Source organism: Streptomyces sp. NPDC101152 (assembly GCF_044768275.1).
GTDB lineage: Bacteria > Actinomycetota > Actinomycetes > Streptomycetales > Streptomycetaceae > Streptomyces.
Map to the genome: position 1 here is coordinate 84,393 of NZ_JBIWPO010000027.1, position 12,968 is coordinate 97,360.

6 protein-coding genes and 4 pseudogenes are annotated in these 12,968 nt (G+C 67.4%); 5 read left to right on the forward strand and 5 right to left on the reverse strand.

Annotated elements, in window-relative coordinates:
- The first annotated feature begins 433 nt into the window (after positions 1 to 433).
- The 3 genes and pseudogenes from ACIRVK_RS29275 to ACIRVK_RS29285 form a co-directional block, all read left to right on the forward strand.
- A pseudogene (locus tag ACIRVK_RS29275) lies at positions 434 to 1,302 on the forward strand (integrase core domain-containing protein).
- A gap of 217 nt (positions 1,303 to 1,519) precedes the next feature.
- On the forward strand, positions 1,520 to 3,004 hold the full coding sequence (locus tag ACIRVK_RS29280; RefSeq protein WP_404252226.1) for an alginate lyase family protein: 1,485 nt from the start codon (positions 1,520 to 1,522) through the stop codon (positions 3,002 to 3,004).
- A gap of 318 nt (positions 3,005 to 3,322) precedes the next feature.
- A pseudogene (locus ACIRVK_RS29285) lies at positions 3,323 to 4,063 on the forward strand (integrase core domain-containing protein); the annotation flags it as partial.
- Positions 4,064 to 4,218: 155 nt separating this feature from the next.
- Here ACIRVK_RS29285 and ACIRVK_RS29290 read toward each other — a convergent pair.
- The 4 genes and pseudogenes from ACIRVK_RS29290 to ACIRVK_RS29305 form a co-directional block, all read right to left on the reverse strand.
- The gene (locus ACIRVK_RS29290) at positions 4,219 to 4,563 is read right to left on the reverse strand and encodes an LPXTG cell wall anchor domain-containing protein (protein WP_404252228.1); all 345 of its coding nucleotides are present in this window, start codon (positions 4,561 to 4,563) and stop codon (positions 4,219 to 4,221) included.
- Positions 4,564 to 4,679: 116 nt separating this feature from the next.
- Positions 4,680 to 4,805: pseudogene (locus tag ACIRVK_RS29295) on the reverse strand (transposase); the annotation flags it as partial.
- A complete protein-coding gene (locus ACIRVK_RS29300; protein ID WP_404252230.1) occupies positions 4,805 to 7,759 on the reverse strand; it encodes an MGH1-like glycoside hydrolase domain-containing protein in 2,955 nt (984 codons plus the stop codon). The gene ACIRVK_RS29300 and the pseudogene ACIRVK_RS29295, both read right to left, overlap by 1 nt.
- A 341-nt stretch (positions 7,760 to 8,100) precedes the next feature.
- A pseudogene (locus ACIRVK_RS29305) lies at positions 8,101 to 8,286 on the reverse strand (conjugal transfer protein TraS); the annotation flags it as partial.
- An 890-nt stretch (positions 8,287 to 9,176) separates the two neighbouring features.
- Here ACIRVK_RS29305 and ACIRVK_RS29310 point away from each other — a divergent pair.
- Positions 9,177 to 10,640 carry an arabinofuranosidase catalytic domain-containing protein gene (locus tag ACIRVK_RS29310; protein ID WP_404252232.1) on the forward strand — a complete coding sequence of 488 codons (1,464 nt, stop codon included), beginning with the start codon at positions 9,177 to 9,179 and terminating at the stop codon, positions 10,638 to 10,640.
- 192 nt (positions 10,641 to 10,832) lie between these two features.
- On the forward strand, positions 10,833 to 11,237 hold the full coding sequence (locus ACIRVK_RS29315; protein WP_404252234.1) for a hypothetical protein: 405 nt from the start codon (positions 10,833 to 10,835) through the stop codon (positions 11,235 to 11,237).
- Between the two features lie 1,111 nt (positions 11,238 to 12,348).
- Here ACIRVK_RS29315 and ACIRVK_RS29320 read toward each other — a convergent pair.
- Complete coding sequence (locus ACIRVK_RS29320) at positions 12,349 to 12,954, reverse strand: class I SAM-dependent methyltransferase (protein WP_404252236.1); 606 nt, start codon at positions 12,952 to 12,954, stop codon at positions 12,349 to 12,351.
- Between the last annotated feature and the right edge of the window lie 14 nt (positions 12,955 to 12,968).

Sequence of the window (12,968 nt, forward strand, 5' to 3'; positions counted from 1 at the left end):
ACCGCTGACGATACGGTCTTGGTGGCGCAAGGGCGGCTCCACGCCCATAGGGCGGCGTGAGCCACACAGCTCCCAAGTTCTATACCCAAATTCCGACTCAGGACTCTGCGGCAACCGATACATCATCCACCCAGGTCGCGGCCTTGATCAACGCTCTCTGGCCGTGCCCCAGACTTTTCACGTGCGCAAACGCGTACGCCATCGTGATTCTTTCGTACTTCTGCGTCTGGCCTGTCTCACCGCGACCAACACCCTGGCACTCCTGCGCCTTCTGCCGATGAGCGACCGTAACAAGGACATCGAGATCCTGGCGTTGCGTCACCAACTGCCGGTCCTACAACGTCAGGTCGGCAAGCCCACGTTCACCGACACCGACCGCGCCGTCCTCGCCGGGCAGCTCCCGCACCTCCCGACGGACAAGCTGCGGCACCTCCTGCCGCTGGTACATCCGGACACGATCCCGTGCCGACACCGTAACCTGCTCAAACGATGCCATACTGCGACCTGCGCACCAAACGCCGCGGCCACCCGCCCACCATCCGCTCGATCCGCCCCCTGTTCTGCGCCTCGCCCCGGAGAATCCCCCATGGGGATATCGCCGGGTCCACGGTGAACTCGCGGCTCTCGGCCTCAAGGCCGCCGCCTCCACCGTCTGGGAGAACCTCCGCGAGCACGGCACCCCGCCCGCACCCGAACGGCACAACACGACCTGGGCCGCCTTCCTCCGCAGCCAGACCGACGCACTGCCAGCCTGCGATCCCTTCGAGACCCGCACCCTGACCGGCGCGCGCCTGTGCGTCTTCGCCGTCATCGAGCACGCCACCCGACGCATCCGGATCCCGGGCGCCACCGCACACCCCACCGCGCAGTGATCGTGCAGCCCGGACGCAATCTCCTCATGGACCTCGAGGACGCGGACAGAAGGCCCGAACTCCTCATTCGGGACCGAGACTCGAAGTTCACCACCGCCTTCGACGCCCTGCTGGCCGACCCCGGGCTGAAGGCCGTCACCACCGGCATCCGGATGCCGCGGATGAACTCCCTCATGGAGCGCTGGACACAGACCTGCCGCAGGGAACTCCCAGGCCGCACCCTGATCTGCAGCCAGAGACACCTCCTCAACGCACTCCGCGAGTTCGAGACCTTCTACAACTGGCATCGACCACACCGAACGTCGAAGCAAGCCGCTCCTCTGCACCCCCACCCGAGGCGATCGACCTGCCAGCGCAGATCGAGCACCGGGAAGTCCGCCGACGAGACCGACTCGGGGGGACCCTGCACGAGTACCGACATGCCGCTTGACCAGGCCGGATGATGTATCGGCACCCGCAGTGTTCCTGGGAGCGCCGGCCACAGTCGACCTGCCTGTGCAGATGCGTCCGGGTGCCGCTAAGCCCCATGACGGAGGACGGTCAAGACCACCTGTCTTTCATCAGTGGCGCCCACTTTGTGTTATCGCCCGCTCCGTATCACGTCTCCCCTACGTAGGCACCGTCCCCACGAGAGCCCGAGGAACGCAGTGACACTTCGGATCAGCCGACGCAGCATGCTCAAGGCCGCGGGAGCGGCGACCGGCGCAGTCGGTATCGGTATCAGCACGGGCGTGGCCGCCTCCCCCGCGACGGCGGCGAGCACGTCCTTCGCACACCCCGGGATGCTCCACACCCGGGCCGACCTCGAGCGCATGGCAGCCAAGGTGAAGGCGGGCGCCGCCCCCTACACGGCGGGTTTCGCCAGGCTCACCGCCAACCGCCACTCGCAGAGCACGTGGCTGCCCAACGTGCAGGTGCCCCCGACCCGGGGAGGGGGCGGCCCCCAGAACTACGGGGCCCTCTACCACGACATCCACGCCGCCTACCAGAACGCGCTGCGCTGGAAGATCACCGGCGACACCGCACACGCCGACACCGCACGGGACATCTGCAACGCCTGGTCGGGGAAGGTGAAGGGCATCGCCGGAGGCTCCGAGGTCGTGCTCCTGGCGGGCATCTACGGGTACCAGTTCGCCAACGTCGGCGAACTCATGCGCGGCTACCCCGGCTTCGACCTGGCCCGTTTCCAGGACATGCTGGTCAACTACTTCTATCCGATGAACCACGAGTTCATGCACCGCGAGACCAATTGCATCGGCCACTACTGGGCGAACTGGGACCTGTGCTCCATGGCCTCGGTCATGGCCATCGGGATCCTCTGCGACGACCAGGCCAAGTTCAACGAGACGGTGGACTACTTCCACCACGGCGCAGGCAACGGCGCGCTGGACAAGGCGATCCCCCACGTCTACAACCATGACCTGGCCCAGTGGCAGGAGAGCGGGCGCGACCAGGGCCACAGCCTGATGGGCATCGGCCTGATGGGCACCATCTGCGAGATGGCCTGGAACCAGGGCGTCGACCTCTACGGCGCGGAGGACTCCAAGTTCCGCAAGGCGTGCGAGTACGTCGCCCGGTACAACCTTGGCTACAACGTGCCCTACACGACCTACACCTGGACAAACGGCGTGCACTGCTTGAACACGAAGGAGACTGGCATATCCCAAGGCGGCCGTGGCGGTGGGCGCCCGGTCTGGGCGCGGGTCTACAATCACTACGCCAACAGGCGCGACATGGCCATGCCGAACACCCGCGAGATGGTGGCCCGCAACGGGACCGAGGGAGGCGGCGGCGACTACGGGCCGAACAGCGGCGGATTCGACGAACTCGGCTTCGGCACACTGGCGTACACCCGGGACAAGGCCACCGCGGCCGAGGCGGCAGCCTCACCGTCCCCGTCGAAGTCGGCGGGCGCCAAGTCCGGTACCTCCGGAACATCCGGTTCATCCAGGTCCTCGGCCGGGCAGTCCTCCGGGGACGTCCGCGCCCAGGGCGGAAAGAGCGACAAGGGCCTGGCCGCCACCGGTACCTCGGACCTCGCTCTGTGGACGGCCACGACCGGCGTCACCGCGGTCGCCGGCGGCCTCCTGCTGCTCCGCCGCCGCGGCCAGGCCCGCCGCGACGCGGAGTGACACCCGCGGTGACACATCCGGTGACTGACCGCAGTCGGGCTCCCTGCACTTGCCGTGCGCTGCCGCGAGATCGCGGCACGCTTCGAGACATATGACGAGCGGAGGGGGCCCGACTGTGCTGTACGGCACCGCTGTCGTCATTCCCGATGGCGTCTCGCTTCGTGCAACACCGTTGCGTTTGGCCCACGTTGGTGCTGTCAAGTCAGACTTCCTTGATCATCTCGAAGTGGAGGCTGTACGGCTGTGCTGTCCGTGGGTGCTTGCCAGCAGTGAAGGTGTACTTGCTGCTGCGCTTGCGGATGCGCGCCTTCAGCCGCCAGCGCCCTGGGCATCAAGGTCGCCGCCTGCACCGTCTGGGAGATCCTCAAAGAACACGGCATCCCTCCCGCTCCCGAACGTCACGGCACGACCTGGGCCGACTTCCTGCGCGGCCGGGCCGAGGCGCTGCTCGCCTGCGATCTGTTCGAGGTCCGGACCCCGACGGGAGCGCGGCTGTACGTCTTTGCCGTCATCGAGCACTCGACGAGGCGCATCCGGGTCCTGGGCGCCACCGCGCACCCGACCGCGGACTGGATCGTGCAACTCGGACGGAATCTGCTCATGGATCTCGAGGACGCGGGCAGCAAGGCCAGATCCCTCATCCGGGACCGCGACTCGAAGTTCACCGCCGTCTTCGACGCCCTACTGGCCAGCGCTGGCCTGACGGTCGTCACCACCGGCATCCAGATACCGCTGATGAACTCCCTCATGGAGCGGTGGATCCAGACCTGTAGACGAGAACGCCTGGACCGCACCTTGATCTGGAACCAGAGCCGCCTCCTCCACGCGCTCCACGAGTTCGAGAACTTCTACAACTGCCATCGCCCGCACCGAGCCCTGAGCCAGGCCGCTCCGCTCCGCCCACTCCCCCAACCGATCAACGAACCAGTACAGATCAGACAGCTGGAGATACGCCGACGAGACCGACTCGGCGGAACCCTCCACGAGTATCAACATGCCTCAAGCCGGGAACTTCTTTCACCTCGTGGTGCGGTGTGCTCGTTGTGCGGTGGGCGTTGACCAGCGTCCGGGTGACGCTGGTGCCCTTGCTGTCGACGGCCTCGGCCCGGAAGGACACGGAGCGGGCGTCCTTGACTGGTCCGGCGTCACCGGTGGTATGTCGGTCGAAGAGGGTCGCTTCGATGTAACAGGCCCTGGGAATGTGTTACATCTTCCTACGACGCCCCGTGGCGCCCCCGGTTGCGGCGGCGCAGGGAGAGCAGGCCGCCGGCGACGGCGGTGACGCCCGCGGCGGCCGTCCATCCGACGGTCTCGCCGGAGCCGGTCGCCGCGAGGTCACCCCTCGCGGTGGGGGAGGCGGAAGCGGAGGGCTTCGGGGTGGCCTTGGTGTCCGTCGCCATGTCCCGTGTGAACGTCGGCGTCCCGGAGCCTGGATTGGTCGAACCCGCCGCGGTTGGCCCCGTAGTCCCCGTCACCGCCCTCGGCGCGGCCTTGGCGGCGATCTGTGTGAGGCAGGTGGCGGACAGCCCGAGCCGCTTGGTGTAGTGGTTGGCGACCATGGCCCAGACCGGCCGCACCTGCGCCGGGCCGGCGGGCGGCGACCCTGGTGGTGGTCTCGATCACCCGCGGACGGTCCCGCCCCTGTCTTGCGGGCGCAGGGCGTGTACGACAAGACCGGCGGCAACTGCCGCCAGGTGCAGCCGGTGGTGGCCACGAAGCCGATCGCCGCGAGGACCTCCCGGTCACCGTGTCACCACCGGCCCCCGCCCTGCGGCCGCGTCGGGGCGGGTGGCACCACCATCAGCTGACCGTCACCAGTTTCCAGAGGTGGTCCGCGGTGCCGTTGTCGCTCCACTGGAGGGCGGCGGCTCCAGCCGCCGTGGATGCGTTCTGGATCCCCAGTAGCAGGCCGCTGTTCTTGTTGACCAGCTTGCTGTAGCCGCCGCCGGCGTCGACGACGCTCCACAGGTGGTCCGGGGTCAGAGTGTCACCCCACTGCAGGGCTGCTGCGCCTGCGGTCGTGGAGGCGCCGGAGATGCCCAGGACGAGGCCGCTGTTCAGGTTCATGATCTTGTAGTAGCCGTTCTCGGCCGGTTCCAGCTGCCACTGCTGGTTGAGGCCGCTGTCGGCCGTCTCCTGGTCGACAGCGGCGCCGGCGGTGGTCGCTGCGCCCTTGACGCTCAGGTTCAGACCGCTGTTCTTGTTGACGATCTGCACGGTCTTCTGCGGGTACCAGGACTCCAACTCGGTCACGCCCACCGACTTGCCCGGCTGAGGGGTGAAGACCACCCGCAGCTGCGAGGTGTTGACAGTCGGGAACGTGACCTCGTTGGGCCCGTTGGCGGCGGGAGTGGCAGGAGTCTTGGCCTGACTCGGTACCGACGTCCACGTGCTGCTCGACAGGTACTGCACGTCGAAGCTCTGCGGCGCGCGCACGTTCTGCCCGTCGTCGTACGTGTAGATCTTCACCTCGTTGACCGGTCGGGTGTACCCGAAGTCCACGCCGAGGTAGTCGGTGCTGTTCGTGGATCCTGTGTTGGTCCACCGGTCGTCGGGCATCCGGTCGTACCCGATGAACCCGTCGATCGCCTTCAGCGGCGAGTCAAAGGCCTGCACGCAGCGGGGGTTGTTGGCGCTGCGGCAGCGATTGCCGTTGGAGGCGGTGTTGGTGTACGACGCGAACGCCTTCGGGTAGGTCGCCGTGTAGGTGCGGTTGTCCCAGCCCTTGAACCACTCCTGGTCGGCGGTCCAGGCGTTGGCGGCCACGTTGTCCAGACGGGTCGTCGCCGCCGGGGTCAACGGGGCCGCCACCGGGATCGTGGCGTTGCCGAGACCGGCCGACTGGTAGATGCGCGTGCCGTCCTGGAAGACCTGCAGGCCGGAGCCCTGGTTGTAGTGCGTGCCGTCCTTGTCCCACAGGATCGTCAGCGTGTGGCCGTGGTAGGGCAGGTTCTGGAGCGCGAAGTAGTTCCAGTTGTCCGGTACCAGCGGCTTGAGGACCAGCGTGTCGTTCGCCTGGGGCTTGATCCCCAGCATGCCGGTGAGCACCAGGTCGTTGAAGCTGGAGTGGTTGTAGTTCTCGCTGAAGTCCGACGCGTCGTAGACCCAGTCACCGGTGTCGCCGTTGGCCGCCTCCGCGACGTATGGCTTGCCGTTCTTGTGCTGCAACGTGGCGAACTGGCTCAGCATCGTGTCGTACGTCTGCTTGGTGACGTAACTCTGCGCCGGGTAGTCCTGCAGCAGGTTCGCCATCCCGGTGAGGATCGCGGAGGTGTCGAACGGCCAGGTCGGCCCGTCCCAGTGACAGCAGTTGGTGTCGTCGTGGTTCTGGGTGGCGGGGAACGCCTGGTAGTCGAAGTACGGATTCGCGGCGATCTTGTCGAGTTCGGCGAACCCGGTGCCCTTGGTGAACTTCAGCGTGTTCGCGCCGGCGTTCATCGGTACCTGGACCGTCACGGCCTGCGCGTTGGAGAACGAGCCCCACGCGCTGGTGGGCGCGTAGCTCACCGTGATCGGTGTGGCGGCCCCGTTGACGGTCAGGTTGTGGGTGGAGGTGGCGCCGGTGGCGTTGGTGTAGTACACGGTCACCGGGTAGGTGCCGGCACCGGGTGCGTTCACGGTGAACGTGACGGAACTGTCGGAGTAGTCGATCTGCCCGACGTACTGGCCGTTGGAGGCGCTGGAGCTGCTGTGCACGTTCGCGTGGACGACGGCGGCCTGCTCGGCCTCGAAGTCGTGCACCCGCTCCAGCGTGGTCGGCCCGAAGGGCGCCCCGAAGCGCTGCGGGTCGTTCACGTACTGCCAGGCCGAGGAGTACTGGGCGTCCGGGAGTTCGAACGCCCACGGTGTGTACCCCATCGCCTCCCGCCAGGTCGTGCGGGTGCCCGCGATGCCGCTGTTGGTCGAGTCGTTGTTGTACACGTGCATGAAGAAATGCCGCTGCGGATCCCATAGGGCATCCTGCACCCCGGCCTTGAGCGCGCTCGCCTTCGCGGCGTACGTGCTCGCGGTCGCGCTGTCCCCGGTCATCGTGGCGATCTTGCTGATCGCCTGGGCCGCCGCGTACATGTAGCTGTTGATGGTCGGCCGGTAGCCGGCGCCACCCCCGAACCAGTTGGTGCTGCGCATCGACGTCTCGGTGTACTCGGTGGCGTCGGAGACCGGTGTCTGCCAGTACAGGCTGTCGCTCGTCTGAGCCCCGTTGACCGTGATGTTCTGGGTGAAGTTGGAGTTCCACTTGTTGTACAGCGCGATGAGCTGCGGCAGGTCCGCCTTGAGCTGCGTCGCGTCGCCGGTGGCCAGGTACCGCTGGTACGCGGCGCTGGTGATCGACTCGCTGAAGCCCCGTGCCGACGGCTCGCCCGCACCGCGCAGCCAGTAGTTCAGGTAGTCGTCCATGTACGTCGGATTGCGCAGCCAGCGGCCGTCGAGGAGGTGGTAGCCGGCCGCGTCCGACAGTCCGCTGTAGGAGGCCTTGCCCGAGTACCAGACAGGCTGGTCGTACTCGGTGGAGATGTACCCGGTGCCCGGCGTGGTGTAGCGCAGGGCCCGCTTGTAGCTGCTCCACCTGTAGTAGTACACGCCGTTGATGTTCGTGTCCGGAGTGTCCAGGAACGGGATGTTGTCCTTGTACCACTGCGGCTCGGCCAGGCCCTGGGCGGCCAGGATCGCATCCTCGTCGAGGACCGAGGCTCCCGTCGCGGCCTTTGCCTCGTTCTGTGACAGACCGGGGAGCAGGACGGCAGCCAGCGTCACCGAGAGCGCTGAAAGCAATACTCGATACGGCTTATGAAAATGGCGACGCACAAGGCCTCCCACCGGGATTTGTTAGCGCTCACATTGAGCTCGCATCAGTGTCCGCGGCAAGGTATATCTGGTCAATGCACAGGATGCGGTCGTGGTGACAAGCCCGGTCAGGTAGTCCAGCGCCCGCTCACGGGAGCCTTACCTGCCGAAACGGTGTCCGAACCGGGTATGGGAACCCAGTTGTTCACTCGGATCACGACTCGACCTGCTCAACCCTCAGTTCATCAGCACACAGTCACTTCAACGTGACCCAACAACGTCCGCCATGCCAGGTGCGCTTGCAGTATTGGCCGCAGCCCGGTCGAGGTGGGCCGGATGAGGCCCCGACGTGGCGGCACGGGCCACGCCTCGCGACAGGTGGTCGCCTTGACCGCGAGGACTCGCAGCCGGGACGAGGCCAAGCCGCACGCTTCCATGAACGAGCCGTACGAGCTGAGCAGCGGCAGCGAGCCGTCGGGGGTCATCCCGTCGATCATGCCCGAGGCGCGGCAGGTGCGGACACCTCCGACTGTCGGGAAGTCCACCGTGACGCTGGTGTCGGCTGCGTGCGTCGCGGTGCCGGGCAGGGGGGTGGCGCAGACTGCGCGGTGAGCCGAGCGACAGGACGGGCAGGGGCGGATCGCGTCTGCCGCTTGTGGGTGGGGTCCGCCGTGTCCGTTCTCTGGAAGCGTATGGTTCGACGTCTTGACGTCGATCGGGAGTTCGTCGATAGTCATGGCTTGATCGAACGGCCGAGTGACGGCTGGCTCGCCCTCCAAATTGTGAGCGCTAACAATTCGCGGGTGGCCCGTCGGTGGATCCGCTCGTCCGGAAGAGCCGCCCGCCCTACCCCCATTACCCCCATCGGCCCGTCCCCAGAGCCCACCGCGAACCGGGTTGAGCGCGGCTGCCGTCCCGTATCGATGAACAAGGGAGTTCATGGTGCCTGCGTTGCACATGTTTCGCCGACTGTGCCGGGGGCTGGTTGCCTCCCTGGCCGCGGTGGCGCTCGCCCTCGTCGGCCTGATCGCCTTCGGCGCCGCATCCCGGGCCGCCACACAAGGGCCCTGCGACATTTGAGCAGCGGGCGGCACGCCGTGCGTCGCGGCGCACAGCACCTGCATCCGCCTCTACAGCTTCACCGGCTACATCGCAAGCGAGGGCGGTACCAACGCCTGGGACACCACCCCGATGTGGGCCCAGAACACCAGCTGGCTCGCCGCCTCCCCCTGGAGCTGACGAGCAACCAGCCGCGCGTCCGGTGCGGCCGGACAGGGCCGAAGCCGCACCGGACCGGAGGCCTCAACGCCACCCCATCGTCCGCACAGCCGGACACCGGGGGTTCCTCAACGCTCGCATCACACCCCACCCTGTGAAGGAGTCCTTCGTGATCAAGCCACCGTGGATACGCAGTGTGAGACGCGCGCTCCTCGCGGCCGGTGCCACCGCCGCGCTCGCCACCGGCCTGCTCACCGCCACGGCGACCACCTCTCAGGCCGCCACCCAGCAGCCGTGCGACATCTACGCCGCAGGCGGCACCCCCTGCGTCGCCGCGCACAGCACCACCCGCGCCCTGTACGCGGCGTACAACGGCCCGCTGTACCAGGTCAGGCGCGCCTCCGACAACGCCACCCTGAACATCGGCGTGCTGACCGCGGGCGGCTTCGCCAACGCCCCCGCGCAGGACTCTTTCTGCGCGAACACCAGCTGCGTCATCACCGACATCTACGACCAGTCCGGCAAGGGCAACGACCTCACCCAGGCACCCGCGGGCGGGGCCGCCGGAGGGCCGGACAACCTCGCCAACGCCTTCGCGGCGCCGGTCACCGCCGGCGGACACGAGGCGTACGGCGTCTACGTCGCCCCCGGCACCGGCTACCGCAACGACACCACCAACGGCATCGCCACCGGCGACCAGCCCGAGGGCATGTACGCCATCTTCGACGGCACCCACTTCAACAACGGCTGCTGCTTCGACTACGGCAATGCCGAGACCAGCAACACCGACACCGGCAACGGCCACATGGAGGCCATCTACTTCGGCACCGAGAACCACTGGGGCACCGGCAGCGGCACCGGCCCCTGGATCATGGCCGACCTGGAGAACGGCCTGTTCTCCGGCGTCAACCAGCACCTCAACTCGGGCGACCCCACCGTCAACAACCGGTTCCTGACCGCCATCGTCAAGGGCGGCCCGAACCAGTGGGCCATCCGCGGCGGCGACGCCCGGTCCGGCGGCCTGTCGACCTTCTACAGCGGCGTGCGCCCCAACGTCTCCGGCTACAACCCGATGCACAAGGAAGGCGCGATCATCCTGGGCATCGGCGGTGACAACAGCAAGGGCTCCGCGGGCACCTTCTACGAAGGCGTCATGACCTCCGGCTACCCCTCGGACGCCACCGAGGACGCCGTACAGGCCAACATCACCGCCGTCGGCTACGGCAGCAACACCGGCCCGCTGCACGCGGTGGGCGCGGGCAAGTGCCTGGACGTGCCGAACGGCTCCACCACGCCTGGCGTCCAGACGGACATCTGGACCTGCAACGGCGGGGCGAACCAGGGCTGGACGCACACCTCGGGCAACCAGCTGACCGTCACCGAGAACAACGGCACCACCCTGTGCCTGGACGCCAGCGGCAAGGGCACCACCGCCGGCACCAAGGTGATCACCTGGACCTGCAACGGCCAGACCAACCAGCAGTGGAACCTCAACGCCAACGGCACCGTCACCAACGTCCTGTCCGGCCTGTGCCTCGACGTCGCCAGCGGCTCCACCGCCGATGGCGCCCTGGTCGAGCTGTGGACCTGCAACGGCGGCAGCAACCAGCAATGGAGCCAGCAGACCTCCTGACTCCACCGGGACACGCCGCGGCCGGCACCACCCCCGCCGGCCGCGGCGCGACACCCGGAAGCTCGACGCCGCCCGACGAAGTACATCCGCCGGCTACGCCCACACGGTCTGCGTAGCCGGCGATGTCGGCTCCGACACCGACGCAACGGGCGTCCCGACGTGTCGGCTAAGCCTCGATCCACCGATCTGCTTGTGAAGTGGCAGGCCCAAGCACGCCAGGCGATCAAGGAATGCGAGCGACGACTCGCCCGCCACCAAGCCGCCCTCGACGTCGGAGCCGACCCCGCCGTCGTCACCCAGTGGATCAACGAGACCCAGCGAGACAAGGACGCGGCACAGAAGAAGCTCGACGCACGCCCCGCCGTCACCCGAAAGAAGCAATCCCCGCTCGACGCGCAACAGATCCGACAGATCACTGAGAGTCTTGGAGATATTGCACAGCGCATCCAGCTCGCAGCCGTCGAGAAGAAGGGGCCCCTCTACGAGGCGCCGGGCATCACTATTAGCTACGAATGCGCAACAAGGACCGCGACCGAAAGGTCGAGGCCCTCGTCACCGTATCGTCAATCGTTGTGGGACGTTCACGAGATCCTTTGACCGGCCGCAACAGGGCTCATTGATGTTGAGGTTCCTGCGGGTCACAAGATCACTCCCCGAGAGTATGCACATGCAATTAATTGTTGGGATGCGCCTACGCCCCTGAGGTAGGTCCGTCGTACGACTGCCGCGCAAACACTCTGCCTGTGCCTCACGGCCCGCACGGGCAACGTGAGCCGGAGAATTCGTGCCCGATTGCCCCTCGATCAGGCCGGGGCCGGTCGAGTAGGCCAGCACGTGTCACTGTCAGTTATGTCGACCGCGTGGCCGTAGGGAGCAACACCCGAGGCGTGTTGAGAAGATCGCGAACTGCCAGCTTGAGGGGTCTGGCTGGGGGAGGGAATCACTCGGTGAGGGCGGGGATGAGCGCGACGACGAGGACGGCACGACGGAGTCTGCTGCTGCGCTGCCCTTCATCGCTGTTCGCTGGGGTCAGTACATCGGCCGCCTGCGCCAGCACCTCACTTGGCCCGGGCGTTGCCGGAAGCCGAGTCTCCGGCGGCCTTGAGGCGGGATCGGGCGCGTCGCGGCAACTCCCAGAGTCCAGACCGCTGTCCTGGCCTCCCGCCCGCAATCAGCACCTATCCTGAGACCGGATCAGGTAGCTGAGGCCGATGCAACGCTCCGGCGGGCCGACGAGGGGTGGCAGGTGACAGCGGACGTCCGTGGGCCGGCGTGGGCTCTGGATGGGCTGGGTGTGCGGTCCTGGCGGTATCCGCTCGCGGTGGAGGGCCCGGTGATGCGGGCGGTGGACCGGTTGGTTCCCGGAGTGTCCACCGTGACCCGCTACATCCGTTACCACTCGTAGAGGTCTCCGCCAACGTCCGGCACCACCCGGCACCATGGCCCGGTACGGCCACTCTCGTAAGGACGGAGCGCGCCGACTGGCCGCCTACGGTGCGGACCGACTCGGCCTGTCACCCCTGGTCTGACCTGGGAAGTCTCCAAGCCGTTGGTCACGTGGTTGGTCACGCCACAGCCGGAGAAACGGAAAGACCCCAGGTGAACCGGGGTCTCCGCTGGTGTCCGAGGGGGGAATCGGCCGCTGACGATACGGTCGTGGTGGCGCAGGGGTACCTCGTGGTGCAAGAACCGCGGGGGCCGTACAACCTCACCGGCGGTGCACGCTGACGGCATACCCGCCGCCGTCGTAAGGGTCGGCATCCCACGTGGCGAAGCGGTCGGCAAGGGTGAGGCCGGCCGCGAGGCAGCAGTCGTCGTACTCGCCCAGGGTGATGCTGGGCGGCACGGGCAGGTGGGTTTCGGCCAGACCGAAGCCGGCAACCATCAGACCGCCGGGGCGCAGGGCTGCGGCCAGGCGCTTCACCACCACGGCCGCGGTCCCGGCGGCCAGCAACGGGAAAACGTTGCCCGCAGCGACCACGAGATCGAAGTCCGCCGCAATGCCGAGCAGCTCCGGCTCGAACTTGGCCAGATCGACCCGGAACCAGGGCAGGTCCGGCGCCTGCTCCTGTGCCACTGCCAGCATCGACGCATCAAGATCCACCCCGACACAGTCGTACCCGAGCTCCGCAAGCCGGATCATGACCCGTCCGGTGCCGCACCCTGCGTCCAGCACCCGCGCTCCGGCAGGCACGATCGCCGCGCAGAAGCGCGCCTCACCATGGACGTCCTTCCCGCTACGGGCCAGGGCCGCGAACCGTGCGGCGTAGTCCTGTCCGGATGTCCCCCCTGTCAACTCCTCCCAGCGGCTCATGGGGGCAACGATAG

What these genes read in the sequence shown, in the direction of transcription:
- ACIRVK_RS29290 (WP_404252228.1), bottom strand. Translation starts at nt 4,563, where the DNA reads ATGGTCGCCAACCACTACACCAAGCGGCTCGGGCTGTCCGCCACCTGC.
- ACIRVK_RS29320 (WP_404252236.1), bottom strand. Translation starts at nt 12,954, where the DNA reads ATGAGCCGCTGGGAGGAGTTGACAGGGGGGACATCCGGACAGGACTAC.